General features: G+C 65.0%; 27 protein-coding genes and 1 pseudogene. 9 read left to right on the top strand and 19 right to left on the bottom strand.

Going from position 1 to position 25,646, the window contains the following annotated elements; genetic code table 11:
• Window positions 1-3: 3 nt before the first annotated feature.
• The 3 genes from B0G62_RS01385 (at window position 4) to B0G62_RS01375 (ending at window position 1,901) form a co-directional block, all read left to right on the top strand.
• Window positions 4-678, top strand: coding sequence for a GNAT family N-acetyltransferase (locus B0G62_RS01385; protein WP_103701790.1), 675 nt, complete (start codon window positions 4-6; stop codon window positions 676-678).
• Between the two features lie 114 nt (window positions 679-792).
• Window positions 793-1,161 (top strand): CidA/LrgA family protein, encoded by a 369-nt coding sequence (locus B0G62_RS01380; RefSeq protein ID WP_103701788.1) that lies wholly within the window; start codon window positions 793-795, stop codon window positions 1,159-1,161.
• Window positions 1,162-1,175: 14 nt separating this feature from the next.
• Window positions 1,176-1,901 carry an LrgB family protein gene (locus B0G62_RS01375; protein ID WP_103702873.1) on the top strand — a complete coding sequence of 242 codons (726 nt, stop codon included), beginning with the start codon at window positions 1,176-1,178 and terminating at the stop codon, window positions 1,899-1,901.
• Here B0G62_RS01375 and B0G62_RS01370 read toward each other — a convergent pair.
• Together B0G62_RS01370 and B0G62_RS01365 are read right to left on the bottom strand one after the other, a co-directional pair.
• Window positions 1,898-2,728, bottom strand: coding sequence for a glycosyltransferase (locus B0G62_RS01370; protein ID WP_103701786.1), 831 nt, complete (start codon window positions 2,726-2,728; stop codon window positions 1,898-1,900). The two genes, B0G62_RS01375 and B0G62_RS01370, sit on opposite strands and share 4 nt — an antisense overlap.
• Entirely contained in the window at window positions 2,728-3,990 is a 1,263-nt protein-coding gene (locus tag B0G62_RS01365; RefSeq protein WP_103701784.1) for an oligosaccharide flippase family protein, read from the bottom strand. The genes B0G62_RS01370 and B0G62_RS01365 overlap by 1 nt, the downstream gene beginning before the upstream one ends.
• Before the next feature lie 305 nt (window positions 3,991-4,295).
• Between B0G62_RS01365 and B0G62_RS01360 the strand changes: the two genes are divergently transcribed.
• The 4 genes from B0G62_RS01360 to waaA all read left to right on the top strand — a co-directional run bounded on the left by B0G62_RS01360 (window position 4,296) and on the right by waaA (window position 9,485).
• A complete protein-coding gene (locus B0G62_RS01360) occupies window positions 4,296-5,690 on the top strand; it encodes a phosphomannomutase/phosphoglucomutase (RefSeq protein WP_103701782.1) in 1,395 nt (464 codons plus the stop codon).
• A gap of 238 nt (window positions 5,691-5,928) precedes the next feature.
• The gene (waaC, locus tag B0G62_RS01355) at window positions 5,929-6,930 is read left to right on the top strand and encodes a lipopolysaccharide heptosyltransferase I (RefSeq protein WP_181315532.1); all 1,002 of its coding nucleotides are present in this window, start codon (window positions 5,929-5,931) and stop codon (window positions 6,928-6,930) included.
• Between the two features lie 298 nt (window positions 6,931-7,228).
• Window positions 7,229-8,113: a Kdo hydroxylase KdoO gene (kdoO, locus tag B0G62_RS01350; protein ID WP_103701780.1), complete on the top strand. Its 885-nt coding sequence runs from the start codon at window positions 7,229-7,231 to the stop codon at window positions 8,111-8,113.
• A 46-nt stretch (window positions 8,114-8,159) separates the two neighbouring features.
• Window positions 8,160-9,485: a lipid IV(A) 3-deoxy-D-manno-octulosonic acid transferase gene (gene waaA, locus B0G62_RS01345; protein ID WP_103701778.1), complete on the top strand. Its 1,326-nt coding sequence runs from the start codon at window positions 8,160-8,162 to the stop codon at window positions 9,483-9,485.
• A gap of 13 nt (window positions 9,486-9,498) precedes the next feature.
• On the opposite strand, the gene ureG is transcribed toward waaA, so the two are convergent.
• The 14 genes from ureG to urtA all read right to left on the bottom strand — a co-directional run bounded on the left by ureG (window position 9,499) and on the right by urtA (window position 21,780).
• Window positions 9,499-10,128 (bottom strand): urease accessory protein UreG, encoded by a 630-nt coding sequence (gene ureG / locus B0G62_RS01340; protein ID WP_103701776.1) that lies wholly within the window; start codon window positions 10,126-10,128, stop codon window positions 9,499-9,501.
• A gap of 31 nt (window positions 10,129-10,159) precedes the next feature.
• The gene (locus B0G62_RS01335; protein WP_103701774.1) at window positions 10,160-10,849 is read right to left on the bottom strand and encodes an urease accessory protein UreF; all 690 of its coding nucleotides are present in this window, start codon (window positions 10,847-10,849) and stop codon (window positions 10,160-10,162) included.
• Complete coding sequence (gene ureE / locus B0G62_RS01330) at window positions 10,836-11,489, bottom strand: urease accessory protein UreE (RefSeq protein ID WP_103701772.1); 654 nt, start codon at window positions 11,487-11,489, stop codon at window positions 10,836-10,838. The genes B0G62_RS01335 and ureE overlap by 14 nt, the downstream gene beginning before the upstream one ends.
• A gap of 15 nt (window positions 11,490-11,504) precedes the next feature.
• Window positions 11,505-13,211, bottom strand: coding sequence for an urease subunit alpha (gene ureC, locus B0G62_RS01325; RefSeq protein WP_103701770.1), 1,707 nt, complete (start codon window positions 13,209-13,211; stop codon window positions 11,505-11,507).
• Between the two features lie 43 nt (window positions 13,212-13,254).
• Window positions 13,255-13,560 (bottom strand): urease subunit beta, encoded by a 306-nt coding sequence (locus tag B0G62_RS01320; RefSeq protein ID WP_103701768.1) that lies wholly within the window; start codon window positions 13,558-13,560, stop codon window positions 13,255-13,257.
• 17 nt (window positions 13,561-13,577) lie between these two features.
• A complete protein-coding gene (gene ureA, locus B0G62_RS01315) occupies window positions 13,578-13,880 on the bottom strand; it encodes an urease subunit gamma (RefSeq protein ID WP_065057295.1) in 303 nt (100 codons plus the stop codon).
• Window positions 13,881-14,181: 301 nt separating this feature from the next.
• On the bottom strand, window positions 14,182-15,099 hold the full coding sequence (locus B0G62_RS01310) for an urease accessory protein UreD (protein ID WP_103701766.1): 918 nt from the start codon (window positions 15,097-15,099) through the stop codon (window positions 14,182-14,184).
• A 73-nt stretch (window positions 15,100-15,172) separates the two neighbouring features.
• The gene (locus B0G62_RS01305; protein WP_103701764.1) at window positions 15,173-15,514 is read right to left on the bottom strand and encodes a type II toxin-antitoxin system RelE/ParE family toxin; all 342 of its coding nucleotides are present in this window, start codon (window positions 15,512-15,514) and stop codon (window positions 15,173-15,175) included.
• A complete protein-coding gene (locus tag B0G62_RS01300) occupies window positions 15,514-15,789 on the bottom strand; it encodes a type II toxin-antitoxin system Phd/YefM family antitoxin (RefSeq protein ID WP_103701762.1) in 276 nt (91 codons plus the stop codon). Before B0G62_RS01300 ends, B0G62_RS01305 begins: the two co-directional genes overlap by 1 nt.
• 124 nt (window positions 15,790-15,913) lie before the next feature.
• On the bottom strand, window positions 15,914-16,609 hold the full coding sequence (urtE, locus tag B0G62_RS01295; RefSeq protein ID WP_103701760.1) for an urea ABC transporter ATP-binding subunit UrtE: 696 nt from the start codon (window positions 16,607-16,609) through the stop codon (window positions 15,914-15,916).
• A 13-nt stretch (window positions 16,610-16,622) separates the two neighbouring features.
• Window positions 16,623-17,408 carry an urea ABC transporter ATP-binding protein UrtD gene (gene urtD / locus B0G62_RS01290; RefSeq protein ID WP_227473069.1) on the bottom strand — a complete coding sequence of 262 codons (786 nt, stop codon included), beginning with the start codon at window positions 17,406-17,408 and terminating at the stop codon, window positions 16,623-16,625.
• An 83-nt stretch (window positions 17,409-17,491) separates the two neighbouring features.
• On the bottom strand, window positions 17,492-18,670 hold the full coding sequence (gene urtC / locus B0G62_RS01285) for an urea ABC transporter permease subunit UrtC (RefSeq protein ID WP_103701756.1): 1,179 nt from the start codon (window positions 18,668-18,670) through the stop codon (window positions 17,492-17,494).
• Between the two features lie 5 nt (window positions 18,671-18,675).
• Entirely contained in the window at window positions 18,676-20,313 is a 1,638-nt protein-coding gene (gene urtB / locus B0G62_RS01280) for an urea ABC transporter permease subunit UrtB (RefSeq protein ID WP_103702869.1), read from the bottom strand.
• A gap of 162 nt (window positions 20,314-20,475) precedes the next feature.
• Window positions 20,476-21,780, bottom strand: coding sequence for an urea ABC transporter substrate-binding protein (gene urtA, locus B0G62_RS01275; protein WP_103701754.1), 1,305 nt, complete (start codon window positions 21,778-21,780; stop codon window positions 20,476-20,478).
• Between the two features lie 562 nt (window positions 21,781-22,342).
• Here urtA and B0G62_RS01270 point away from each other — a divergent pair.
• Window positions 22,343-22,672, top strand: a pseudogene (locus tag B0G62_RS01270) (aminotransferase class III-fold pyridoxal phosphate-dependent enzyme); the annotation flags it as partial.
• 70 nt (window positions 22,673-22,742) lie between these two features.
• Here B0G62_RS01270 and B0G62_RS01265 read toward each other — a convergent pair.
• Together B0G62_RS01265 and B0G62_RS01260 are read right to left on the bottom strand one after the other, a co-directional pair.
• Complete coding sequence (locus B0G62_RS01265) at window positions 22,743-23,066, bottom strand: rhodanese-like domain-containing protein (RefSeq protein WP_103701752.1); 324 nt, start codon at window positions 23,064-23,066, stop codon at window positions 22,743-22,745.
• Between the two features lie 66 nt (window positions 23,067-23,132).
• Window positions 23,133-23,786 (bottom strand): protein-L-isoaspartate O-methyltransferase family protein, encoded by a 654-nt coding sequence (locus B0G62_RS01260; protein WP_103701750.1) that lies wholly within the window; start codon window positions 23,784-23,786, stop codon window positions 23,133-23,135.
• Between the two features lie 289 nt (window positions 23,787-24,075).
• On the opposite strand from B0G62_RS01260, the gene B0G62_RS01255 reads away from it, so the two are divergent.
• On the top strand, window positions 24,076-24,417 hold the full coding sequence (locus B0G62_RS01255) for a type II toxin-antitoxin system RelB/DinJ family antitoxin (protein ID WP_103701748.1): 342 nt from the start codon (window positions 24,076-24,078) through the stop codon (window positions 24,415-24,417).
• Between the two features lie 28 nt (window positions 24,418-24,445).
• Here B0G62_RS01255 and B0G62_RS01250 read toward each other — a convergent pair whose 3' ends face one another.
• Window positions 24,446-25,630 carry an ABC transporter substrate-binding protein gene (locus tag B0G62_RS01250; RefSeq protein ID WP_103701746.1) on the bottom strand — a complete coding sequence of 395 codons (1,185 nt, stop codon included), beginning with the start codon at window positions 25,628-25,630 and terminating at the stop codon, window positions 24,446-24,448.
• Window positions 25,631-25,646: the final 16 nt, after the last annotated feature.

Genomic DNA, 25,646 nt, shown 5'->3' with positions numbered 1-25,646 from the left:
GCGATGACAACGGTATCGACTTTCGCCGCGCCGCAAGCGCAGACGCTTACGTTTCGTCCCGCGCGCGCAAGCGATGCACTGGTATGCGCACCGCTCGTTTTCGCATCGGGTGAGCACGAGTTCGAGTTTTTTCTCGGCGTGTCGCCCGAGCGGTGCATTACGTTTCTCGCCTTTGCGTTCGGGCTAAACGGCGGGCGCTTCTCGTGGCGCCGTCACGAAGTGGCGGTCGATGCCAATGGCGAGGTCGTCGCGGTGCTGGCGGCGCACGATGGCCGCCGTATTGTCGCCGACGATCCGCATGTGGTCTTCACGCTGCTGCGCCACTTCGGCGTGTTGCGCACGGTGCCGATGCTGCTGCGCGGCCTCGTGCTGGAAACCGAATTGCCCAAGCCCAGGCGCGCCCAGACGCTCGTTGCCCATTGCGCGACGCGTGAAGAGTCGCGCGGAACCGGCACGTTTAGCGCGCTGTTTGCGCACGCGCTCGGCAATGTCGAACGTGGGCTGGACGCGCCCGCGCGCGAGATCGTGCTCGACGTGCTCGTGAGAAATACGCGCGCGGCGGCGCTCTATCGGCGTCTGGGTTTTGTCGATCTGCCGCGCCGCAAGCCACGCTCGAAGCGCCTGCCTGCGGAGCTTGAATCGATCCGGATGCGTTTCGAACCGCGCAAGCAGCGCTGATTAGGCGGGGAGGTTGGAGAGCACGGCTGCCGACCGTGCAACGTTCCTGTAAACTTGGCGACGCATGGCAAGCTTCCACGTTGCCAGCATCCCCAGTCCAGCAACGCCCTGACCATGCTCCGATCCCTTGCCGCCCTGCTGATTTTCCAGTGTCTCGGCGAGAGCGTTTCCTACGTTTTCTCGCTGCCCGTTCCCGGTCCCGTCATCGGCATGTTGCTGCTGTTTGCCTTTGCGATGATGCGGCCCGCCGCCGCCACGGCGATCGAACCCACCGCGCTGGAACTGCTGCGCCATCTCTCGCTGCTCTTCATTCCGGCTGGCGTAGGCATCATGGTCTCCGCCCAGGCGGTGCGCGGCGAAGCCCTGGCCGTCATCGCGAGCCTCATCTTGAGCACCACACTCGGTATTGCCGTCACCGCGCTCGTCACGCGCGCATTGTTGCGCCGGCAACGACGTCATGCCGTCGAGGAGGGCGCATCGTGAATTCGCATCTGTCGATGGGCAAGCTCGACGCCATCTGGGTTTATCTCGCCGCGTCGCCGCTGCTCGGTCTTACGCTCACGCTCGTCGCGTATCTGATCGCGCTGAACGTCTATGCGCGCGCGAGGCACAATCCGCTCGCGAACCCCGTGCTGATCGCCGTGGCGATCGTGGTGATCGCGCTCAAGCTCACCGATACGCCGTATCGCGTCTATTTCGAAGGTGCGCAGTTCGTGCACTTCCTGCTCGGACCCGCGACGGTTGCGCTTGCGCTGCCGCTCTATCGTCAGTGGGACAAGTTGCGCCGTACCGCGCTGCCTTTGCTGGGCGGTCTCGTGGCCGGGTCGCTGACGGCGATCGTGTCAGCAGTTGGGATTGCTAAATTATTGGGCGCGACGCCGCAGACGCTTGCTTCGATTGCGCCAAAGTCGGTGACGACACCCATCGCCATGGCCGTCGCCGAAAAGGTCGGGGGCATTCCCTCGCTCACGGCCGTGCTGGTGATTTCGACGGGCGTGTTCGGCGCGGTGACGGCGCGCTGGATTCTCAACGTCGTGGGCGTGCGCGAAACCGAGGTGCGCGGTTTCGCGATTGGTGTCGCGTCGCACGGCATCGGTACCGCGCGCGCGTTTCAGGTCAGCGAGGAGATGGGCGCGTTTGCGGGACTCGGCATGGGGCTGAACGGCGTGTTCACGGCGTTTGTCGTGCCGGTGTTGCTGCCGGTTCTGTTACGCTGGATTTAGGCGCGCGCGAACAACGCGCGCTTTACCTTCTGCAAGGCGCCATAAGGCGTCACGAAATGCAGCAGGTTTTTAGCGATGCCAGCCCAGTCGCGCCAGTTCAGCACGTTCAGATAACGCATCTGCAAACGCAGGGTGGAAACGATCTGCCTGCGCCGCTTCGTTGCGCTGATGCCGCCTTCGTTCAGCTCGTAATACAGCCCAAGCTCGGGCAGATTCGCGCAGTCATAGCGCTCCATCAGACGCAAAAACAGATCGAGATCTTCCGCCGCCGGATACTGCACGCGATAGTTGCCCACCTCCAGCACCGCATCGATCCGCAACATCACCGAAGGATGCACGAGCGGCGATCTCAACATGCGCGTCTTGCGTAACGTGCTCGCATCGGCGGCGGGGCGCAGCATGAAAAGCGGCGCGCCCGCACGATTCACCACTTGCGTCCAGGTGCCGAGCGCAGCGAGTTTCGGCTCCGCCTCCATGCGCGCGCGCTGCTTCGCAAGACGCTCAGGCACGGTGAGATCGCCCGCATCGATACGCGCGGCGTAACGAAACCCGCGCGCGGCCAGCGCTTCGATACCGGCTTCAAGCGCGCGCTCGATGCCGCCGTTTTTCGCCATGCGCAGTACTTCGATCTGCATGCCTGGCACGTCGGGCGCGACGATGGGCGGCGTGCTGCCGTCATCGACGATCAGTGCGTAAATAAGGGCATTTTCCGCGAACGAGGCCAGCGTGCGCTCGACATCGGCCTGGCCGTTGTAGGCGGGCATCAGCACGGCCACGTCGGCGAGTGCGCCAGTGCGAGCCACGTTCGGAGCAGCGGGGGAATTCATCATGAAGCCAGCTTGAAGCGGATGTAATAGAAGTTCACGCAGGCCGCCGCGAGATAGCCGATGGCCAGTCCCACCAGCGCGCCATACGCGCCCATGCGAGGGATCGCCACCAGATTGACCGCAAACGCCACCGCGAGCGCGAGCAGCCACTTGGCGAGCAGTACGAACTTTGCCTGATACTTGAGCACGACCAGATTGCCGATCGCCTCGATGCCGGCGGGCAGCGAGAGCCACACGGCCCAACGGAAGATGCCGATCGCGCCCGCGTAATCCGGCCCGAACACGCGATGGATGATGAAGCCCGCGAGCGCGTCGAGCACGAGCGCGCCCGCGACCATGAGCGCGGCGGTCATCGCGAACAGACGCACAAGATTGCGCTTGAGCTGTGCGGCCTGCTGCACGCGATAGACGAAGGCGGGCGCGATGGTCTGCGAGAGCATCAGCGCGAGCGTGATCCAGTTTTCGTTGAGCTGTTGCGCGGCGGAATAGCGCCCGAGATCCGCGAAGGAAATCGTGCGTTCGAGCATCAGCCGGTCGAGCTTGAGGAACAGATACATGCAGATCAGACCCAGCCAGAACACCGTGCCCGCCGTGGCGAAATGCCTGAAGAGCGCGCGATCCACGTGCCAGCCGAGCTTGCCGCCGTGACGGCTGCGGTAGTAGAGCACGAGCGCCGCGCCAATTGCCGCCGATTCGATCGCCCACAGCCAGCCGAAGCTGCCGGGCACAAACGCCGCGCGCGCCATCAGGAATACGAGCAGCGCCTTCACGACGGCCGTGCTCATGCTCGCGAGCAACTGCGGCTTGCTATACGTCATGCTCTGCAGCCACGCATTGATGACGCCGACAAACGGCTCGCGAAACAGCATGGTGACGGCCAGACCCGCGAGCATCGCGCCCACCATCGGATCGGTCGCGCCCATCGCGATCCCGCCCCATGTAATGAGCAGCGCCACCGCCGATACGCCGATGCGCAACGCGAACGCGCTGCCGAGCACCGTGCCCGTTTCCTCGCGCGGTTTGTTGACAATAGTGGGCACCAGAATCTCGGCGCCGCAGACCCAGGTGATCGGCGCGAGCACGAGCAGCAGGGTGTTGGCGTACTGCCATTTGCCGAACACGTCGGGGCCGAAATAGCGCGCCAGCACGCCGCTGATGACGATGGCCACGGCGATCTGCGTGATGCGCTCCAGCCCCAGCCAGACGATGTTGGAGAACGCGCGCGTGACGTCGGGGTTGGCGAAGCGTTTGAGGCTCAGCATGCGGGTCTTGCGCCGATGAAAGACCGGGCACGCCGCGTGCGCACCGGTCGGGTCGAACCTGGCCGCGATGCGACTCGCAACGCGGGTCCCGGAGAACCTGGAATAGCCGCCAGAGCGCGCGCGGATTTTGTCTTCTGGAAGAAACGGCGGGGCATTAAAATGGGTGCGTAACCTTCGGCGGACGCCGAAAACCCGCAATTATAGTTTGTAACGGATCCCTCTTTTCGTAACTGCCGGTGCCGTTCCGGTATCAAATCGTGTTACGAATAGACCCCCCGACTTTCCATCGCACGGTGAGCCTCATCATGATTTCTCAATCGATTTTCAAGGCCTATGACATTCGCGGCGTGATCGGCAAGACGCTCGACACGGCTACGGCGCGCGCGATCGGTCAGGCATTCGGCAGCGAGGTGCGTGCGCAGGGCGGCGACGCCGTGGTGATCGCTCGCGACGGCCGCCTCTCGGGTCCCGATCTTTCGGCGGCACTTGCCGACGGCCTGCGCGCTGCGGGCGTGGACGTCGTCAACGTGGGCATGGTCCCCACGCCGGTTGGCTATTTCGCGGCCAGCGTGCCGCTGAATCTGCCCACGGGCGAGCGCAGCGTCGATTCCTGCATCGTCGTGACGGGCAGCCACAACCCGCCCGACTACAACGGCTTCAAGATGGTCCTGCGCGGTAAGGCCATTTACGGCGAGCAGATCCAGGCGCTTTATCAACGCATCGTCGACCAACGTTTCGAAACCGGCGCGGGCACCTATGCCGATTACGACATCGCCGATGAATACATCGCGCGCATCGTCGGCGACGTGAAGCTCGCGCGGCCGCTGAAGATCGTGGTCGATACCGGCAACGGCGTGGCGGGTGAACTCGCGCCGCGCCTGTTCAAGGCAATGGGCTGCGAACTGGTCGAGCTGTTCACGGAAGTGGACGGCAACTTCCCGAACCACCACCCGGACCCGGCGCATCCGGAAAACCTCCAGGACGTGATCCGCGCGCTCAAGGAAACGGACGCCGAAATCGGCTTCGCGTTCGACGGCGACGGCGACCGTCTGGGCGTGGTGACCAAGGACGGCCAGATCATCTATCCGGATCGCCAGTTGATGCTGTTCGCCGAGGAAGTGCTCTCGCGCAATCCCGGTAAGCAGATCATTTACGACGTGAAGTGCACGCGTAATCTGGCCAAATGGGTGAAGGCCAAGGGCGGCGAGCCGCTGATGTGGAAGACGGGCCACTCGCTCGTGAAGGCGAAGCTGCGTGAAACCGGCGCGCCGCTGGCGGGCGAAATGAGCGGCCACGTGTTCTTCAAGGACCGCTGGTACGGCTTCGACGACGGCCTCTACACGGGCGCGCGCCTGCTGGAAATCCTCGCGCGCGTGCAGGACCCGAGCAAGCTGCTCAACGATCTGCCGAACTCCACGGCCACGCCGGAGCTGCAACTGAAGCTGGAAGAAGGCGAAAACTTCGCGCTGATCGCGAAGCTTCAGCAGAATGCGAAATTCACGGGCGCCGACGAAGTCATCACCATCGACGGCCTGCGCGTGGAGTACCCGGACGGCTTCGGTCTCGCGCGCTCGTCGAACACCACGCCGGTGGTCGTGATGCGTTTCGAAGCGGACAACGACGCGGCGCTTGCGCGTATCCAGTCCGACTTCAAGCGCGTGATCCTCGCCGAAAAGCCGGACGCGAAGCTGCCGTTCTAGGTTTTGCAGGCGCTTGATCGTCAGTCAAGCGTTTGATTTGAAGTCAAAGCGGCGCCGTGCGGTTTCCCCGCCCGGCGCCGCGGCGTTTGCAGCGCCCGCTTTTTGCCGTGAAAGGGTGAGGAAGGCAGTTCTGGCGGTGATATCCGCACATTCTCCCCGCTTTTTCGCCTAACTCCCTGCGGCGCGCTAAAATTGCGCACCTTTTAACCCGTCCGCCTGAATCAGCCCCGAGTTTGCCTTGAGCGTGCAAAAGATCCTCATCGTGCGCGTGTCGTCGCTTGGCGACGTCGTCCACAACATGCCCGCCATCGCCGACATCCGGCGGCGGTATCCCGACGCGCAGATCGACTGGCTCGTCGAGGAAAGCTTCCAGTCGCTCGTCGAGCTGGTCCACGGCGTGCGTCGAGCGATTCCGTTTTCGCTGCGGCGCTGGCGCAAGCGGCTGCTGTCGGCAGCCAACTGGCGCGAGATTGGCGCGTTCCGCCGCGCGCTTGCCGCCGAAAAATACGACCTCGTGATCGACTGCCAGGGGCTTATCAAGACCGCGTGGGTCGCGAGCTGGGCACGTGGTCCGCTCGTCGGTCTGGGCAACCGCACCGACGGCGCGGGCTACGAATGGCCCGTGCGCTTCTTCTACGACAGGTCGATTCGCATCGAGCCGCGCACCCACGTGGTCGAGCGCACGCGCCAACTGGTGGCGGGCGCGCTCGAATTGCCGCCGCCGTCGATCCAGGACGACATCGACTTCGGTATCGACACTTACCGCGCCGCGCAGGCGCTCGCGGGCGTCGGCCTGAACCTGCCGGTGCCCTATGTGGTGTTCGTGCACGCAACGTCTCGCGCCGACAAGCAATGGCCCGACGCCCACTGGATCGAGCTGGGCCAGGCGCTGGTGCGCCGTGGCGCCTCGCTCGTGCTGCCGTGGGGCAGCGACGCCGAGCGCGCGACCAGCGAGCGCCTCGCGCGCGAGTTCGGCGAAGCGGCCATCGTGCCGCCGAAGCTCTCGCTGCCCGCCGTGGTCGGCCTGATCGACGGCGCGGCTGCGACCGTGGGCGTCGATACCGGCCTCGTGCACATCGCGGCGGCGCTGAAGCGCCCGACCGTCGAGTTGTACAATTTCGCGACCGCCTGGCGCACCGGCGGCTACTGGTCGCCGAATGTCGTCAACCTCGGCACCGCAGGGCAGCCGCCCACGCTGGCCCAGGTCAAGAGCGCGCTCGCGGGCTTCGGCCTGCTGTGAGGCGCGTTGCGCTGTGAGGTTAGCGTGCGGGGTGCGGCAACGTGCTCCAGCTTCATCGTCGGAAAGGCCTGACCGGCTGCGGCGCATCAAGGCGCGCCGTGTTGCTCGCACGGTATAAGGGTCGGCGCGCGCGGCGCCCGGCCTGCACGGCTTGCGTGAATAGCCAGGCATGACGCAACAGCGGATGCCGCAGCGCGCACTAGAGCCTCGGGCGCAGTGAGCGTCGCACGCGACGCCGCGCCGGACCAGACCGGAGCCGCCCGCCAGGCATCCAGATCCATCGCTTCCAGGGGCGACCATGAACGAATCCCAGATCATCGAAATCACTTCCGCCGACTGGCAAGGGCAGTCTTTGCCGATGCCGCGCGAGCAACTGCTCGACGCCGTCGAGCAGGGCAAGGTGCTGTACTTCCCCAAGCTGGAATTCCCGATCGAAGGCGGCGAGCGCGCGCTGCTCGATCCGGCGATCGCCGATCCCAAGCGCAAGAACATCAGCCTCGATCCGAACGGCGGCGCGCTGCATGGCGTGCTCGGCGACACCGTGCAGCAGTCGGCGGTGCGCGCGCTGATCGCGCGTTACCAGGCCTGTGCGCGCTCGCTCGTCGACGGTCTCTTTCCCGAGTACACCGGCAAGCTGCGCGTCGCGCCCACGAGCCTGCGCCTGCATCAGGTGGAAACGCGCGAGACCTCGTGGCGCAAGGACGATTCGCGCCTGCATGTGGACGCTTTTCCGTCGCGCCCGAACTACGGCGAGCGCATTCTGCGCGTGTTCACCAACGTGAACCCGAACGGTGCGCCGCGCGTGTGGCGCGTGGGCGAGCCGTTCGAGGACATGGCGAAGCGCTTCCTGCCCAACATCAAGCCACAGATGCCAGGCTCGGCGTGGCTGCAAAACCTGCTGCACATCACCAAGTCGCCGCGCAGCGAGTACGACCACCTGATGCTCAATCTGCACGACGGCATGAAGGCCGACCTGGAGTATCAAAAGGTCTGCCCGCAGGAGACCATCGGCTTTCCGCCCGGTTCGGTCTGGGTGTGCTTCTCCGATCACACCTCGCATGCGGTCATGTCCGGCCAGTTCATGATGGAACAGACCTTCTTCCTGCCCGCGAAAGACATGGTGCATCCGGAATGGGCGCCGCTCGGCATCCTGCAACGCCTCAAGGGCAAGGAACTGGTTTGATATCGACGATGAGCACGAGCGCACCCGAAGCCCGCGCGGAGGCCCGATGCTAAGGGCCATTTATCGCGCGGCCTGGTGGCTGATCGCGCCGCTCGCGGTGCTGCGTCTGATGATCCGCTCGCGGCGCGAGCGCGGTTATCGCGAGCACGTCTGCGAGCGCTTTGGACACAGCGCCGGGCGCCTGCCCGAGGACGACACGCCGCTGATCTGGGTGCATGCCGTGTCGGTGGGCGAGACGCGTGCCGCGCAGCCGCTCGTCGATGCGCTGCTGGCGGCGCGTCCCGACGCGCGCATCCTGCTCACGCACATGACGCCGGGCGGGCGTGCGACCGGCGAGCAACTGTTCGGCGAGCGCGTGCTGCGCTGCTATCTGCCCTACGACATGCCGGGCGCCGTGCGGCGCTTTCTGCGCACGTGGCGTCCCTCGCTCGGTCTCGTGATGGAGACCGAGGTATGGCCGACGCTGATCGACGAATGCAAACGCGCCGACGTGCCGCTCGTGCTGACCAACGCGCGCATGTCGGCGCGCTCGTTCAAGCGTGCGGCGAAGTTCGGCGCGCGCGCGCGCGAGGTGTTCGGCGGCTTCACACGCGTGCTGGCGCAAAGTCCGGCCGATGCGCAGCGTCTGGCTGCGCTCGGCGCGCGCAACGTGGCGGTGCTGGGCAATCTCAAGTTCGATATGGCGAGCCCGCCTGGACTCGTCGCGCGCGGGCGCGACTGGCGCCGTGCGATCGGCGCGCGGCCCGTGTGGGTCGCGGCGAGCACGCGCGAAGGCGAGGAGGAACTCGTGCTGGACGCGTTCGCCGCGCTGAAGGTGCCCGACGCGCTGCTGATTCTCGTGCCGCGTCATCCGCAGCGTTTCGACGAAGTCGCCGCGCTGGTTGCGCGCAGGAACTTCAAGCTCGAACGGCGCTCGCAATGGGCGCCGGCTGCGAATGCGGTGGACGTGCAGACGAACGTGCGCGCCTTGCCCCAGGACGTGAATGTGCTGCTCGGCGATTCGATGGGCGAGATGGGTGCGTACTATGCGGCCGCCGATCTCGCGTTTATCGGCGGGAGTTTGTTGCCGCTGGGCGGCCAGAATCTGATCGAAGCCTGCGCCGTGGGCACGCCGGTGCTGATCGGGCCGCACGTATTCAACTTCACGCAGGCGACTGCCGATGCAGTGGCAGCGGGCGCGGCGCTGCAGGTCCAGGATCCCGCGGGCCTCGCCGTCGCCTTGCGCGAACTCTTCGAAGACAAGCCGCGCCGCGTGACGATGGGCGCGGCGGCCTCCGCCTTCGCGGCACGCCACCGTGGCGCGACCGAGCGCACCGTGGATGTGCTCACCACGCTGCTGCCCGAGCAGGCCTCGGCGTCGCTCGATCTTTAAGCTGCCGAAGTCATCAGCCGACCAGCAGTCCCTTCTTTTCGATGAAGGCAATCACCTGATCGAGGCCGTCGAGCGCCTTGAGATTGCACATCACGAAGGGGCGCTCGCCGCGCATCTTCTTCGCATCCGACGCCATCACATCGAGATTCGCGCCCACGAACGGCGCGAGATCGGTCTTGTTGATGACGAGCAGGTCCGACTTCGTGATGCCGGGGCCGCCCTTGCGCGGAATCTTCTCGCCGCCCGCCACGTCGATCACGTAAATCGTCAGGTCCGAAAGTTCGGGGCTGAAGGTGGCCGCGAGATTGTCGCCGCCCGATTCGATAAAGACGATATCGGCATCCGGAAAGCGCGTGAGCATCTGATCGACGGCTTCGAGGTTGATCGAGGCGTCCTCGCGGATCGCGGTGTGCGGGCAGCCGCCCGTTTCCACGCCCATGATGCGCTCGGCGGGCAGGGCGCCCGCGACGGTCAGCAGGCGCTGGTCTTCCTTCGTGTAGATGTCGTTCGTGATGGCGACGAGGTCGTAGCGCTCGCGCATGGCCTTGCAGAGCATTTCGAGCAGCGTGGTTTTGCCGGAGCCGACCGGGCCGCCGACGCCGACGCGCAGCGGCGGCAGTTTCTTCGTGCGTTTGAGGTTCATGAGTCTTGCGATGCGGATGAGGTCAGGAGCGTCAGGAGCGGAATAGCCGCGAGTATTGTGATTCGTGCCGCGCGGACAGAATGCCGAGCTGCGGCGCGAAGGTGTTGAGCGCGTCGGGCGGCGTGGCGAGCGCGCGCGCAACCGCGTCTTCGATTCTGGGCCGCAGCGCCACCACGATGCGCTGGCCCGCGAGCTGGCCGAGCGGCACGGCCTTGAGCGCGGCCGCCGTCTGGTTCTCGACCCAACTGAATGCGTAGGCCGCGAGCGTCGCTTGCGTTGACGCATCGTGCGCCCACGCCGCGAAAGCGAAGGCCGTGGGCTGCGCAATCGGCGTCATGCGTTCGAGCGTGGTGCGCCGTTCGGCATCGCCCCATTCAAGTTGCGCGCACAACTGACGCAGCGACCAGCCCATCTGCGCGGTTTCGCGGCGCAACTCGGCTGATTCGCGGCTGGCGATGAATTCGGCGTTGGCGTCGAGCAGTGCTTGTGTGGACTGCGTATCGTGAGCGCGCCAGCGTTCGAGTTGATGCGCGATGAACGGCAGTTCGCCAGGCGCGAGCACGTTGGCGAGGCCATTGGCGATCCAGTGCGCGGCATCGTCGGCGCCGGCGATCAGGCCGACATCGATGGCCGCTTCGAGTCCCTGCGAATAGCTGAACGCGCCGATCGGCAGCGCGGGCGATGCGAGATGCAGCAGCGCCGTGAGTTCAGCGATGTTCATGGCTGTGATCGTGAGCGTGGCCGTCGCAATGCGCGTGATCGTGGCCGCAGTCGGGGCCGTGGTCGTGATCGTGCGAATGATCGTGACCATGCGCGTGATCGTGTGCATGACCGTGATCGTGCGCGTGGCCGTGATGCTCGTCGAACACGCGTTGCGCGAGCGCGTAGTCCTCCGCGAAAGTCTCGTCGTGACCATGCCGATGACCGCCGCCGTACGCGCCGGATTCGGGCTGGAACGGCAGTTCCGCGCGCTCGACCTGCGCGCCCAGGCGCTTGAGCATGTCTTCGAGCACCGGATCGGCTTCGAGCTTCAGTTCGTCGATGCCCACTTCCACGGGCGTGTGGCGGTTGCCCAGATGGTACGCCGCGCGCGTGAGCGTGAGCCGGTCGGGCGCGCGCACGCGCAGCACGCTTTGCGCCGCCGCGATCACGCGCACGAGGCCGCCATCGTCGGCGACCAGCATGTCGCCCTCGCGCAGGATGGTGCCGCGCGGCAGCACCACGCCCACTTCCTCGCCGCTATCGAGCGTGGCCGCGAAGCGGCTCTTGCAGCGCATGTCGTACGGCAGCGTGAGCGTGGGCGCGCGCTTCACCAGCACGCTCGCGAGCTTCGCGGTGAGTCGTTTGTCGATCGTACGCATATCAGTGCATCAAACTTAGAACAGGAAATAGCGCTGCGCCATCGGCAGGACCGTGGCGGGTTCGCAGGTCAGCAATTGTCCATCGGCGACGACCTGATAGGTCTCCGGATCGACGCTGATCGACGGCTGCCACGCGTTGTGGATCATGTCCGCCTTCGTGACGTTGCGGCAGTTGCGTACGGCCACGATACGCTTTTGCAGGCCGTAGCGCTCGGGCATGCCAAGGTCGAGCGAAAGCTGCGAAACAAAGGTCAACGAGGTCTGCGTGAGCGCGCGCCCGCGCGTGCCGAACATCTCGCGATAGTGCACGGGTTGCGGCGTGGGAATCGAGGCGTTCGGGTCGCCCATCTGCGCGAGCGCGATCATGCCGCCCTTGAGAATCAGCGACGGCTTGACGCCGAAGAAGGCCGGGTCCCAGAACACGAGATCGGCCCATTTGCCCGGCTCGATCGAGCCGACTTCGTGCGCGATGCCATGCGTGAGCGCTGGGTTGATCGTGTACTTGGCCACATAGCGCTTGACGCGGAAGTTGTCGTTGCGTGACGTGTCCTCGGGCAGCGCGCCGCGTTGCACCTTCATCTTGTGCGCGCTCTGCCAGGTGCGGATGATGACTTCGCCTACGCGACCCATCGCCTGGGAATCCGAAGAAAGCATCGACAGGGCGCCGAGGTCGTGCAGGATATCTTCGGCGGCGATGGTTTCGCGGCGAATGCGCGACTCCGCGAAAGCGATGTCCTCGGCAATCGACGGATCGAGGTGATGGCAAACCATCAGCATGTCGAGGTGTTCGTCGAGCGTGTTGACGGTATAGGGGCGCGTCGGGTTGGTCGAGGAGGGCAGGACGTTGGCTTCGCCGCACACCTTGATGATGTCGGGTGCGTGGCCGCCGCCCGCGCCTTCCGTGTGATACGTGTGGATCGTGCGGCCCTTGAAGGCGCCCACGGTCGCTTCCAGGAAGCCCGATTCGTTGAGCGTGTCGGTGTGGATCGCGACCTGCGTATCGGTTGCGTCCGCAACAGTCAAGCAGTTGTCGATGGCGGCGGGCGTCGAGCCCCAGTCCTCGTGCAGCTTGAGGCCGATGGCGCCCGCAGCGATCTGCTCTTCGGCGGGCTGGGGCAGGCTCACGTTGCCTTTGCCGAGAAAGCCGAGGTTGATCGGCCAGCCGTCGGCTGCCTGCAACATGCGCTCCATATGCCACGGACCCGGGGTGCAGGTGGTGGCGTTGGTGCCGGTCGCCGGCCCCGTGCCGCCGCCGAGCATCGTGGTCACGCCCGAGGCCAGCGCCTCGTCGATCTGCTGCGGGCTGATGAAGTGGATGTGCGTGTCGATGCCGCCCGCCGTGACGATCTGGCCTTCGCCCGCGATCACTTCCGTCGACGCGCCGATCGGAATCGTCACGCCCGGCTGCACGTCCGGATTGCCCGCCTTGCCGATCTTCCAGATGCGCCCGTCCTTGATGCCGATGTCGGCTTTCACGATGCCCCAGTGATCGAGAATCACGGCGTTGGTCACGACCGTGTCGGCCACTTCGGCGTGCAGGCGCTGCGACTGGCCCATGCCGTCGCGAATCACCTTGCCGCCGCCGAATTTCACCTCGTCGCCATAGACGGTGTAGTCGCGCTCGATTTCGATGAGCAGTTCGGTGTCGGCAAGACGCACGCGGTCGCCGGTCGTGGGGCCGAACATCTCCGCATAGGCGCGGCGGCCGATCTTCAAAGTCATATCGGAATCCTGATGAATTCGAAACGTGAGGTGGGCGTGCCGCTCAGAGCGGGCCCATCACCTTGCCGCTGAAGCCGTAGACGGCGCGCTCGCCTGCGAGCGCGACCAGTTCGACGGTGCGCTCCTGGCCGGGCTCGAAACGCACGGCGGTGCCCGCCGCGATGTTCAGGCGAAAGCCGCGCGCGGCCTCACGGTCGAACGCCAGCGCGTCGTTGACTTCGTAAAAGTGAAAGTGCGAGCCGATCTGCACGGGACGATCGCCCGTGTTCGCAACCGTCACGGTTACGGTTTCGCGGCCCGCGTTGAGTTCGATTTCGCCTTCGTCGATGAGCATTTCGCCGGGGATCATGAGTGGCTCCTCCCGACTCAAGGAATCGGATGATGGACGGTGACGAGCTTGGTGCCGTCGGGGAAGGTGGCTTCGACCTGGATGTCGGGGATCATCTCGGGCACGCCGTCCATCACGTCGTCGCGCGTGAGCAGCGTGGTGCCGTAGTGCATGACCTCGGCGACGGTCTTGCCGTCACGGGCGGCTTCCATCAGCGCCGCGCTGATGAAGGCGACCGCCTCCGGGTAGTTGAGCTTGAGGCCGCGGGCGCGGCGCCTTTCGGCGAGCAGCGCGGCGGTGAAGATCAGGAGCTTGTCTTTCTCGCGTGGCGTGAGCTTCATCGTTCTGGGTCTTGGGCGGGGTGCTGGGTGATTTTCCGGCGCGCGGGCCGGCGAGGCCGATGCGAAGCGAATGCACGCCCTCGGAGTTTGCGCCAGTTCAGCTTACGGGAGCCAGGTTACGGCCAGCTTGCAGCCTCGCACGCTGCGCGCGCGAATCCGTGCAAGCTGACAGCAAGGGTTGTGCCAATGAAGGGGGCAGCGTGAATGCACCAAACGCGGGGCTAATTTGCACCTCATTGGCGTTTTGTTGACGTGATGTTGTGCGTCGGCGCATGAGAGCGCGCCGGGATGGTGCGTAGGCTTACGTAGTCCACAGACGCAGCGGTGCGCCCGGCACGCCGTGCACGAATGGCCGCAGTTGTGACCAGCATTGCGCGAGCGTGTTCTGCAGCGGCTCCATCGAGCGCGCGACCACGCGCACGAGCAGCACGCCCGGCGCCACGCAGCTTGCGCCCGAACGCAGCGCATCGTCGAAGGGCAGCGTCGCGGCCAGGTCCTGTGCGAGCGCGTCGTTGCACGCAGGCCCGATCGCCCACAGCACGCCGAACGCGGGAAAGCCCGCGAGTCCTTGCGGCGCGTCGCGCAGCGGGTCGGCGGCGTCGATCAGCGCACGTTCGAACCAGAGCAGTTGCTCATTCGTATCGAGCGTGGCGGCATCGGGCGCGGCGGCACGAATCACGCGCGTGAGCGAGCGCACCATGCCCGCCGACCAGCGCTCGCCTGCGGCCTGACGGCCCAGTTGCATCGCCTCCCAGCCGATGGCCGTCGCGCCTTGCGCGAGCGTGAGCGCAAAGTCCAGTTCCGCATGTGCGTGATCGAAGACGAGATTGTTCTGCGGCAGCCAGTCGAACTTCGCGCCTGCGCCTACGCGCACATGGATGCGCTGGCGCGCGACGCGCCCGTTCGACTTGTACCACTTGGTCGCGCCGGGCGTGGTGAGCACCGCATGCGCGCCGTCGCCCACCTTCACGTCGATGTCGAGCCGGTCGCCGCCCGCGATGCCCGCCGGCGGATGCACGATCACCGCGTGGCAGATCGCGTCGCCTTCGGGGTAGAGCGGTCGTTGCACGCGCAACGGACCGGCGTGCAGCCGATGCGTGAGCGCCGTGCGCGTCTTCTGAAGCTCAAAGCCAAGTTCGAGCTTCGCGGCCCATTCGGGCGGCGCGGTATTGCGCAGCGTGTTGTTAGCGAGCGCGGCGTGATCTTCGTGGAGCGACATGCTGAAAACGTGGGCGTGTGCGAATGGTGGCGAGGATAGCACGCGGGCTGGCGCGCGCCTGTCCAGGCAAAAATCAGGCGCCTAGCAGTCTGAGTGATAGCAGCGATTGCATGTCGCGCCGACCATCGGCGATCACGTAGATGACAATCTGCGTGTCGATGACGCGATAGATTACGCGGTAAGGCTTGAACATCGCCTGCCGATATTCCTTGATTCCGAGGGCGATCAGTTCCTTCGGATGGCTCCCTCTTTCGGGAAAGCAGGCCAGGTTTTCCAGCACGCTATTCAACTGATCCAATACGTAGTCCGCGTTGGCCGGACAGTCGAATTCGGCGATGTAGTCGTAGATGGACTCCAGGTCATGCTCCGCGCCCTCAGTCATGAGAACGTCGAAGCGCACGCTTGCACCCTGCATCAGCCGGCGTTCCGCTTGGCTCGCAGGCGCGCGACGACATTGGCGGCCGGCTTCACCTTGCCTGCTGCGACGTCCTGATTCCCGAGTGCCAAAAGCTTCAGCAATGCCAGCGTTTCCTGGGTTTGCTCAAATGAGGCAACGTCTTGCAGGACGGCTTTGGCTTCACCGTTCTGGGTGATGACCAGCGGCTCGCGTTGCTCGGCCAGTTGTGCGAGCACTTCTGCTGCGTTTGCCTTGAGATAGCTGATCGGTTTGACCTGCGACGAATAGCGCATGCGCGGCTCCCTGATTGACGTGACCGGTCCGAATATAGACTTTTTATGGTCGTGACGCAAGAAACCACGGCCGGTTCCTTGCGTCTCGTCGGTCCCCATTTGTCGCCCGTCGCTCAAACCATTGTCACACCGCAATCAACTCCCGCACGCCATCCGCATCCATCTGCGCGCCCGCGCCGCCCGCGACGATCTCGCCGCGGCTCATCACCCAATAGCGATCCGCGATAGCCTTGGCGAAGTCGTAATACTGCTCGACCAGCAGCACCGTGAGATTCATCTCCTCGACGAGTCTGCGCAGCGTGCGTCCGATATCCTGAATGATCGATGGCTGAATGCCTTCGGTCGGCTCATCGAGAATCAGCAGTTGCGGATCGCTCATCAGCGCGCGCCCAATCGCCAGTTGCTGTTGCTGGCCGCCGGAAAGATCGCCGCCGCGCCGCGCCTTCATGTCCTTGAGCACGGGAAAGAGCGTGTAGATATGGTCGGGCACGCCCTTGGGCATGCGCTTTTTGCTCGCCGCGCCCACCAGCAGATTTTCTTCCACCGTGAGACGTGGAAAGATATCGCGCCCTTGTGGCACATAAGCCAGCCCCTGCGCCACGCGTGCGTGCGTGGGCAGCTTCGTGAGCGCGTGATCGCCCCAGGCGATCGTGCCGCTTTTGGTAGGCACCACGCCCATCAGGCAGCGCAGCAGCGTGGTCTTGCCCACGCCGTTGCGCCCGAGCAGGACCGTCAATTCGCCTTGCGGCACCGTCATCGAGACGTTGCGCAGGATGTGGCTGCCACCGTAATACTGGTTCAGCGATTCAATGTTCAGCATGGCTAATGATCTTTTAGCGTCCCAGATACGATTCGATCACGGTTTCGTCGCGCTTCACGTCGTCGAGCGTGCCGTGCGCGAGCACGCGGCCCTCGGCCATCACGGTAACGCGGCCGGTCTCGCCCGCGAGCGCCGCGACGAACTCCATGTCGTGCTCGACCACCATCATCGAGCAACTGCCGCGCAGGCGGTTGAGCAGGGCGGCCAGTTCCATCGTTTCGTCGTCGGTCATGCCCGCGGCGGGTTCGTCCAGCAGCAGCAACTGCGGCTTTTGCATCAGCAGCATGCCGATTTCCAGCCGCTGCTTCTGCCCGTGCGAAAGCTCGCCCGCAAGACGCCGCGCATCGCTTTCGAGGCGAATGATTTCGAGCGTCTGCTCGATCTTCGCCTGCGCGTCGCGATCGAGCCGCGCGCGCAGCGTCGCGAACCAGCCCTTGTCGGCCTTCATGGCGAGTTCGAGGTTCTCCCACACGGGATGCTGCTCGAACACCGTGGGCTTCTGGAACTTGCGACCGATCCCCGCGCGCGCGATCGATGGTTCGTTCATGCGCGTGAGGTCGAGCGTCTGGCCGAGAAACACCTTGCCCGAATCGGGCGATGTCTTGCCGGTGATGACGTCCATCATCGTGGTCTTGCCCGCGCCGTTCGGGCCGATCACGCAGCGCAGCTCGCCCGCGTCGATGGCAAGCGACAGTTTGTTGAGCGCGCGAAAGCCGTCGAAGCTCACGGTCACGTCTTCCAGATAGAGGATCGTGCCGTGCGAGATATCGATTGCGCCTGGCTCGACCACGTGTCCCATGCTGGCGACGCCGGAGACCGCGAGCGTGTCCGCGTCGTCGAACGGGTTGTGGTTGAGCGGGTCGTTGAGCAGGATATGTCCGTTCATGCGCGCTTGCCTCCGAGGCGTTTCGCCGCGAGTTCGATCAGGCCCATGATGCCGTTGGGCAGCAGTAGCGGCACCAGCACGAAGATGAGGCCGAGGAAGAACAGCCAGTATTCGGCGAAATAGGCAGTGAAAAAGCTCTTCGCGCCATTGACCGCGAACGCGCCGATGATCGGGCCGATCAGCGTCCCGCGTCCGCCCACGGCCACCCAGATCGCCATTTCGATCGAGTTGCCCGGCGACATCTCGCTCGGGTTGATGATGCCGACCTGCGGCACGTAGAGCGCGCCCGCGATGCCGCACAGCACGGCCGAGAGCGTCCAGATGAACAGCTTGTAGCCGAGCGGGCTGTAGCCGAGGAACATCAGGCGCGTTTCGCCGTCGCGCACGGCGGTCACGACGCGGCCGAGCTTCGAGGTGACGATCGCGCGCGCCGCCAGAAACGCCAGCACGAGCGTGGCGAAGGTCAGCAGAAACAGCACCGTGCGCGTGCCCGGATGCGTGATCGGCATACCTGCGATGCGCTTGAAATCCGTGAAGCCGTTATTGCCGCCGAAGCCCGTTTCGTTGCGATAGAACAGCAGCATCGCGGCGAAGGTCATGGCCTGCGTGATGATCGACAGATACACGCCCTTCACGCGCGAGCGGAACGTGAAGAAGCCGAACACCCACGCGACCACGGCGGGCACCAGCACGACCAGCAGCAGCGCCACGCCCAGATGCTGCGTGCCCTGCCAGTACCACGGCAGCGAATGCCAGTCGAGGAACACCATGAAGTCGGGCAGATCGCTGCCGTATTTGCCGTCGTGGCCGATCTCGCGCATCAGATACATGCCGATGGCGTAGCCGCCCAGCGCGAAGAACAAGCCGTGGCCCAGGCTCAGAATGCCGCAATAGCCCCACACGAGATCGAGCGCGAGCGCGGCGATCGCGTAGCACATGAGCTTGCCCGCGAGCGTCATCGTGTAGGCGGACAGATGCAGCGCGCTCGATTGCGGCAGCACCAGCGCGCACAGCGGCACGCCCACGCCGATGGCGATGATGAGCGCGATCAGCGCAAGCCAGGCACGGCGCGAAAGCAGGGCGGGGCGCGCGGGCAGGCCGAGCGCGAAGGTTTCGGCAGCGCTCTCTTGCGCGCCGAGCGTATGACGCGGCGAAGTGGAAGTGGCGACGGTCATGTGGTTCAAGCCTCCGCGCTACGGCCCTTGAGGGCGAACAGCCCCTGCGGACGCTTCTGGATGAAGAGCACGATCAGCACGAGCACGGCGATCTTCGCGAGCACCGCGCCCCAGAACGGCTCGATGGCCTTGGAAACCAGGCCAAGGCCAAAGCCACCGATCACCGTGCCTGCGATCTGGCCCACGCCGCCCAGCACCACGGCCATGAACGAGTCGATGATGTAGCTCTGGCCAAGATCCGGACCGACGTTGCCGATCTGCGAGAGCGCGCAGCCGCCCAGACCCGCGATGCCCGCGCCGAACGCGAACGCCCACGCATCGACGCGCGCGGTGCGCACGCCCACGCAGGCGGCCATGCGGCGGTTCTGCGTGACGGCGCGCACGAACAGGCCCAGACGCGTTTTGTTGAGCACGGTCCACGCGATGCCCACCACGATCAGCGAGAACGCGAGGATCGCCAGGCGGTTGTACGGCAGGATGAGGTTCTGCATCACCGTCACGCCGCCGCTCATCCACGCGGGGTTTTCGACCTGCACGTTCTGCGCGCCGAACAGCATGCGCGTGGCCTGAATCAGGATCAGGCTGATGCCGAAGGTGGTCAGCAGCGTTTCCAGCGGACGGCCATAGAGATGGCGGATCACCAGCCGCTCGATTCCCGCGCCGATCAGCGCGGCGACGATGAACGAAGCGGGAATCGCCAGCAGCGGATACCAGTCGAACGCGCCGGGCGCGTAGCGCTGAAAGAGCGTCTGCACCACATAGGTTGCGTACGCACCGATCATGAGGAATTCGCCGTGCGCCATGTTGATGACGCCGATGAGGCCATACGTGATCGCGAGGCCCAACGCCGCGAGCAGCAGCACGCTGCCCAGCGACAGACCGGCGAACAGCGTGCCGAGGATCTGGCTGCGGCGCTGGATCGAATCGAGCGCGTCGATGCCTTGCTGGGCGGCCGCGCGCACGTTGGCATCGGGTTCGCTCCAGCCGCCGCTCGTGTTCTTCGCAACGAGCGGGCGCAGCAGTTCGTACATGTCGAGATCGTGGCGCGCCGCGACCAGCTTCGTGGCTTCCAGACGCGTCGCCGCGTCCGGATCGCGCAGTGCGCTCATCGCCCATAGCGTGTCGAGACGGCGCTTGAGCGCAGGATCGGCTTCCTTCGCGCGGGCGGCGTCGATCATCGGCTTCATCGACGGGTCGGGGTTCTTCAGCAGTTCGGCGATGGCGGCGCGGCGCGTTTCGACGTCAGGCGAGGCGAGCTGCAGGCCCGAGAGCGCGCCCGCCACTTTAGAGCGCAACTGGTTGTTGAGCGTGATGGATTGGGCGCTGGACGCGACGTTTGCCGCCACGGGCTTGCCGGTGGCGGCGTCGCGTGCATTGTCGCCGTCCTGGATCAGCACTTCGCCGGAATCGGTCGCGCTCACGTTGTCTTCTGACAAAGCCTTCAGGAGTGCTAGTGAAGCGGCGTCGTGCGTGGCGATGAGCTTGTCGATGGCGGCGGATTTCGCGTCGAAGTCGTCGGCGCCAAGCGGCGCGACATCGGCGGTTTCGAGCGCGTGAGCGCTTGCGCCGAGCACGGCAAAGAGCGCGGCGGCCAGTAACTGACGCAGCCCCGCGCGGGCAAACCTCGAGAATGAGAGAGCCATGATGTCTTCTTCTTGATGCGGGGTGCGCCCCAAAGCATAAGGCCGCTGCAGTGCGCCCCGTTCGGGCAGATCGTGCGCGCTACGCGAGACGTGTCGCGTGGCGCGCCTGGTATTACCTGGTGTTGCTGGCCGACTCAAGCTGGCCGACTCAGCGAGCCATCATCAAGCCGTGCGCGAGCGGTGCAGGAACTCCGGCAGCACGTCTTGCGTCACGACATCCGGCTTGCCTTCGTTGCCGGCGATGAACGGACTCCACGGCTGAGCGCGAATCGCCGTCTTCGTCTTCCACACGACGTTGAACTGGCCGTCGCCGCGAATCTCGCCGATCATCACGGGCTTGTGCAGATGGTGGTTGCCGTCCATCGACAGCGTGAAGCCCGAAGGCGCGGCCACGCTCTGGCCGATCATCGCCACGCGCACCTTGTCCACGTCGGTGCTCTTCGCTTTTTCGACGGCCTGCTTCCACATATGGATGCCGACATACGTGGCCTCCATCGGATCATTGGTGACGCGTTTGCTGCCGCCCGGCAGGTTGTTGGTGGCGACCCACGACTCGAACTGTTCCTTGAACTTCGTGTTGTTCGGGCCTTTCACCGACATGAAGTAATTCCACGCCGCGAGATGGCCGACGAGCGGTTTCGTATCGATGCCGCGCAGTTCCTCTTCGCCCACCGAGAAAGCGACCACCGGTACATCGGTTGCCTTGATGCCCTGGTTGCCGAGTTCCTTGTAGAAGGGCACGTTCGAATCGCCGTTGATGGTCGAGACCACCGTGGTCTTGCCGCCCTGCGAGAAGGTCTTGATGTTGGCGACGATCGTTTGATAGTCGCTGTGACCGAACGGCGTGTAGACCTCCTGAATATCGCTGTCCTTCACACCCTTCGAATGCAGGAACGCGCGCAGGATCTTGTTGGTCGTGCGCGGATACACATAGTCGGTGCCGAGCAGGAAGAAGCGCTTCGCGCCGCCGCCTTCCGGACTCATCAGATATTCGACGGCGGGAAGCGCCTGCTGATTGGGCGCGGCGCCCGTGTAGAACACGTTGCGCGACATTTCCTCCCCTTCGTATTGCACCGGGTAGTAGAGCAGGCCGTTGAGTTCCTCGAACACCGGCAGTACCGACTTGCGCGACACCGACGTCCAGCAGCCGAACACGCACGCGACCTTGTCCTGGGTGAGCAACTGGCGCGCCTTTTCGGCGAACAGCGGCCAGTTCGAGGCCGGGTCCACCACCACGGGCTCGATCTGCCGGCCCATCACGCCGCCGTTCTTGTTGATGTCGGAGATCGTCATCAGCGCCGTGTCTTTGAGCGAGGTCTCCGAAATCGCCATCGTGCCCGACAGCGAGTGAAGAATGCCGACCTTGATGGGGCCGCTGCCCGTGTCGGCGTGCGCGAACGGCACGCGTCCTGCGAGTGCGAGCGCGCCCGACATCGTCCCGAATTTCAACAGACTGCGACGTTTCATTGCATTGCCCCTTTGGGTGAAGTCATGGTCGTGGCGCATGTGGTTTTGCGCCGGCTGTTCGAGTCAGTCTTGCCGGACCATTACTGCAAGGGATATGCCAGTGCGTGAAATATGCGCCATGTGTGCAGCAGCAAGGCGCAGGCGGTGCGCATGGGGCGCAGCGCGGCGCAAGGGGTACACGAATGTGGTGCACTGCGACGCATGTTCGGGCGTGCTGCATCGTTGCAGTGCGAAAAACAAGGGCGACGCGGTGCACGACGAGGCGCGAGATCGTCGCGAACAGGTGCTCAAGTGCAGGCGCGCTACATCGTTGTGCATGTCATGCGCACGCGCTGCCCGCTGCCTACACTGATTTTCACAAGCCCGCTGTTTTCTTCGATCGACTTCGATGCCCTCAATCTTCGAAAGGGAGATGCAGATGAATGCCAGCCTGCCCGATCTGTCCGCGTTCTGGATGCCCTTCATGTCGCACGACGGTCGGCAGATTCTCGATGGCACCGCGGGGCTGTGGTGCGTGAATGCGGGGCATTGCCGCGCCGATGGGCGCCGTGGCCGCAAGCGCGCGACCATCGACCTGTACGAGCGCGAGGGTTTGTTTGGCCGCGCCGCGCAGATGGCGCCGATCTTCGAGCGCGAGATTCACAAGCTGCGCGGCGAGCCGCATGTGATCGACGTGCGCAATCTCGGGCTGGTGGGCGGCGTGGAGCTTGAGCCGCGCGAAGGCGCGCCCGGTGCGCGCGCGTACGAGACGTTCGTGCGCTGTTACCAGAAGGGCGTGCTCATACGCTACACGGGCGACATTCTGGCGTTCTCGCCGCCGCTGATCGTCGACGAGAAGCAGATCGAGGAGATCTTCTCGACCGTGGCGCTGGTTTTGCGCGAAGTCGATTAACGGCGTTGTGGCAATGAAAAAGGGCGCAGCCCTGTGAGGCTGCGCCCTTTGTACGCATGGGTTCCGCGGATCAGTACGTGGGCACCTTCGGATCGACCTGGCGCGACCATGCGTCGATGCCGCCTTGCAGGTTGAACACGTTCGTGAAGCCGCGCGACTCCAGGAACATCGCAACCTGGGCGCTGCGCGCGCCGTGATGGCAGATGCAGACGACTTGCGCTTCGTCGTCCAGTTCCTCGCTGCGCGCGGGGATCTGCGCCATCGGAATCGAGACGATGCCGTCGATCTTCGCCGTTTCGATTTCCCACGGCTCGCGCACGTCGAGCAGCACGGGAGCGGGGCGCGACGAATCGGCGAGCCATTCGGCGAGGGCGGGGGCGGTCAGGATCTGCATGAAAGACTCAATCTTGAGAAAGAACCAACCGGGCGCGCGGCCCGGTTACGGTGGTAAAGCTCGATTTTAGAACTTGAAGCGCGGCGGCTGCACGGCGTTTTCAAGCGCTTCGACCCAGGTTTCGAAGACACTGGCGACGCGGTACTGCTTGTCGTCCATGCGCGTGATGATCTGGGCTTCCATGACCGGCGCGCCGCCGACGAATGCGGCAAGGCGTCCGCCTACCTTCAGTTGTTCGAGCAGTTCCTGCGGCACCACGGGCAGGCCGCCCGAAACGCAGATCACGTCGTAGGGCGCATTCGCGGCCCAGCCGCGCGAGGCGTCGCCCTGCACGACTTCGGCGTTCAGCACGCCGTTCTTGACGAAGTTCGCGCGGGCGAATTCGGCGAGTTCCGTGTCGATTTCGACCGTCACGACTTTCTGCGCACGGTGCGCGAGCAACGCCGCCATGTAACCCGAACCCGCCCCGATCTCCAGCACGCTTTCGTGCTTCTTCACCGCAAGCTCCTGCAGCACGCGCGCTTCGACGCGCGGATGCATCATGTGCTGGCCGTTGGGCAGCGGCAACTGGAGGTCGGCGAACGCGAGATCCGCGTAGGCGGCGGGGACGAAATGCTCACGCTTGACGATCGAGAGCAGATTCAGCACGTCCTGGTCGAGCACCTCCCAGGGGCGGATTTGCTGTTCGATCATGTTGAAACGCGCTTGTTCGATGTTCATGGTGACTCGGCGTTGTGGTTTTTTCGGATTCTGGGCAGGGCGCCGGGCGTTGAAAACGGTGCCAGGCAACCGCGAGATTGTACCAAAGGGCTTTCGCGGCGCGCCTTGCCGCCGACAGGGGAAAACGCGCAGGGAGGTGGCGCAGGACTAGCCATTCGGATGAGTTCCGCGGATCGCGCCGGGCAGGGAAACTTCAAGCGTGTTTAACCTGCTTCAAGGAACCAGCATGTCCAATGTAATACAGATGAATTACGATGCGGCTTCGACCATCACGCGTAGGAGTTGGGGAATGAGCGCGAGCGCATTGGTACAGGTCCGCATCGATCCCGCGTTGAAGCAGCGCGCATCGACGGTGCTCGACAAGATGGGGCTCACCGTGTCGGACGCGGTGCGTATCCTGCTCACGCGTATCGCGAACGAAGGCGCGCTGCCGTTCGATTTCGCGGTCGATCCGGCCACGCACGACGCCTGGTTTCGCGCGAAGGTGCGCGAGGCGCTCGATGAACCGCGTCCCGCCGTCGCGCCTGAAGACGTGGAGGCGCATTTCGCGAAGCGGCGAGCGGCGGCCAGTTCGTTCGAAGACGACGAAGCCGGAACGCTGGATACCGGCTCACGAAAGCGCAAGCGTTGAGGGTCGAATGGTCGCCGCTCGCGCCCGCCTACTGCCCCAGATACACGAACTTTCCGCCGCGTATCGTGCCCATCACGCTTGCGCGCTGGTCTAGACCCACGTGGTCTGTTTCGCTCGTGTTGACCATGCCGTTGGGCACGATTACTTCGTGCGCGTGCTCAAGCTCGCTGCGCAGCGCGACGCGGAACGCCTCGGTGCCCGGTTGCGCGGTCTTGAGCGCGCGGGCCACGGCGTCCTGCAGGCGCGGATACACGCCCGCCGCGTCGCCCGCGAACTGCGTGACCGTGCCCGGTCCGTACTTCGCCTCGTAAGCGTCCACGAAGGCCAGTGCGGCTTTTTGCGCCGGTTGATCGGCGGGCAGCGTGCGCGCGACCACGACAGGCTGGGTCGGGAACAGCGTGCCCTCGACCTCCTTGCCGCCCAGCTTGATGAACTCCGGCGTGGCGATGCCATGCGTCTGATAGATCGCGCCCTTGTAGCCGCGCTCGGCCAGCGTGCGCTGCGGCAGGACCGTGGGCGTGCCCGCGCCCGCGATCAGCACGGCGTCCGGTTTCGCGGCGATCAGCTTGAGGATCTGGCCCGTCACGCTGGCGTCGGTGCGGTTAAAGCGCTCGGTGGCCACGATCTGGATGTTGCGTTCGCGGGCGTTCTTCGTGAACTCGTTGAGCCAGCTATCGCCGTAGCTATCCGCGAAGCCGATGAAGCCCACCGTCTTCACGCCGTGCGCGGCCATGTAGCGCGTCATCACATCGGCCATCGCCGCGTCGGTCTGCGCCATCTTGAACGCCCAGACGCGTGTGCCTTGCTGCGGCTCGACCACGGACGCCGAGCCCACCAGCGTAATCATCGGCGTCCTGCTTTGCGCCACGGGATCGAGCGCCGCGAGCGCGGCGGGCGTGATGTTCGGACCGACGATCACATCCACCTGATCTTCGTTGATGAGCTTGCGGATGTTGCGCACGGCCGCGCCCGGGTCGGAGCCGTCGTCGAGCACGATGTACTCCGCCTTCTGTCCCGCGATGATCGGGGGCCACATCAGCATCGCGTTCTTGCTCGTGATGCCGATGGCGGCGGCGGGGCCGGTGCTCGATAGGTCGATGCCCACTTTCAGATCGGCGTGGGCGGCGGGGGCAATGGCGCCCAGCGCGAGGGCGGCGGCCAGGGCGAACGGGCGCAGCGAAGGACTCAGACGCAGATACGGCTTCGACTTCATGCAGCGGTCTCCAGGA

The sequence above is a fragment of the Paraburkholderia eburnea genome (assembly GCF_002917095.1).
Lineage (GTDB): Bacteria > Pseudomonadota > Gammaproteobacteria > Burkholderiales > Burkholderiaceae > Paraburkholderia > Paraburkholderia eburnea.
Note: the sequence above shows the minus strand (reverse complement) of the source record. Positions and strands in the feature narration are given on the sequence as shown.

Excerpts from the sequence above, each read along its gene's own strand:
- B0G62_RS01335 (WP_103701774.1), bottom strand. The coding sequence starts at position 10,849 with ATGAACATCGCTGAACTCACGGCGCTGCTGCATCTCGCATCGCCCGCG.
- B0G62_RS01370 (WP_103701786.1), bottom strand. The coding sequence starts at position 2,728 with ATGAATTCCCCCGCTGCTCCGAACGTGGCTCGCACTGGCGCACTCGCC.
- B0G62_RS01380 (WP_103701788.1), top strand. The coding sequence starts at position 793 with ATGCTCCGATCCCTTGCCGCCCTGCTGATTTTCCAGTGTCTCGGCGAG.
- B0G62_RS01255 (WP_103701748.1), top strand. The coding sequence starts at position 24,076 with ATGAGCGCGAGCGCATTGGTACAGGTCCGCATCGATCCCGCGTTGAAG.
- urtD (WP_227473069.1), bottom strand. The coding sequence starts at position 17,408 with ATGGGACACGTGGTCGAGCCAGGCGCAATCGATATCTCGCACGGCACG.
- B0G62_RS01260 (WP_103701750.1), bottom strand. The coding sequence starts at position 23,786 with ATGAACATCGAACAAGCGCGTTTCAACATGATCGAACAGCAAATCCGC.
- ureC (WP_103701770.1), bottom strand. The coding sequence starts at position 13,211 with ATGACTTTGAAGATCGGCCGCCGCGCCTATGCGGAGATGTTCGGCCCC.
- B0G62_RS01385 (WP_103701790.1), top strand. The coding sequence starts at position 4 with ATGACAACGGTATCGACTTTCGCCGCGCCGCAAGCGCAGACGCTTACG.
- urtE (WP_103701760.1), bottom strand. The coding sequence starts at position 16,609 with ATGCTGAACATTGAATCGCTGAACCAGTATTACGGTGGCAGCCACATC.
- urtC (WP_103701756.1), bottom strand. The coding sequence starts at position 18,670 with ATGACCGTCGCCACTTCCACTTCGCCGCGTCATACGCTCGGCGCGCAA.
- B0G62_RS01310 (WP_103701766.1), bottom strand. The coding sequence starts at position 15,099 with ATGTCGCTCCACGAAGATCACGCCGCGCTCGCTAACAACACGCTGCGC.
- urtA (WP_103701754.1), bottom strand. The coding sequence starts at position 21,780 with ATGAAACGTCGCAGTCTGTTGAAATTCGGGACGATGTCGGGCGCGCTC.
- kdoO (WP_103701780.1), top strand. The coding sequence starts at position 7,229 with ATGAACGAATCCCAGATCATCGAAATCACTTCCGCCGACTGGCAAGGG.
- B0G62_RS01360 (WP_103701782.1), top strand. The coding sequence starts at position 4,296 with ATGATTTCTCAATCGATTTTCAAGGCCTATGACATTCGCGGCGTGATC.
- B0G62_RS01250 (WP_103701746.1), bottom strand. The coding sequence starts at position 25,630 with ATGAAGTCGAAGCCGTATCTGCGTCTGAGTCCTTCGCTGCGCCCGTTC.
- B0G62_RS01365 (WP_103701784.1), bottom strand. The coding sequence starts at position 3,990 with ATGCTGAGCCTCAAACGCTTCGCCAACCCCGACGTCACGCGCGCGTTC.
- B0G62_RS01300 (WP_103701762.1), bottom strand. The coding sequence starts at position 15,789 with ATGCGCTATTCGTCGCAGGTCAAACCGATCAGCTATCTCAAGGCAAAC.
- ureE (WP_103701772.1), bottom strand. The coding sequence starts at position 11,489 with ATGCGTACGATCGACAAACGACTCACCGCGAAGCTCGCGAGCGTGCTG.
- waaA (WP_103701778.1), top strand. The coding sequence starts at position 8,160 with ATGCTAAGGGCCATTTATCGCGCGGCCTGGTGGCTGATCGCGCCGCTC.
- B0G62_RS01375 (WP_103702873.1), top strand. The coding sequence starts at position 1,176 with ATGGGCAAGCTCGACGCCATCTGGGTTTATCTCGCCGCGTCGCCGCTG.
- ureG (WP_103701776.1), bottom strand. The coding sequence starts at position 10,128 with ATGAACCTCAAACGCACGAAGAAACTGCCGCCGCTGCGCGTCGGCGTC.
- B0G62_RS01265 (WP_103701752.1), bottom strand. The coding sequence starts at position 23,066 with ATGCAGATCCTGACCGCCCCCGCCCTCGCCGAATGGCTCGCCGATTCG.
- B0G62_RS01320 (WP_103701768.1), bottom strand. The coding sequence starts at position 13,560 with ATGATCCCCGGCGAAATGCTCATCGACGAAGGCGAAATCGAACTCAAC.
- ureA (WP_065057295.1), bottom strand. The coding sequence starts at position 13,880 with ATGAAGCTCACGCCACGCGAGAAAGACAAGCTCCTGATCTTCACCGCC.
- urtB (WP_103702869.1), bottom strand. The coding sequence starts at position 20,313 with ATGGCTCTCTCATTCTCGAGGTTTGCCCGCGCGGGGCTGCGTCAGTTA.
- B0G62_RS01305 (WP_103701764.1), bottom strand. The coding sequence starts at position 15,514 with ATGCAGGGTGCAAGCGTGCGCTTCGACGTTCTCATGACTGAGGGCGCG.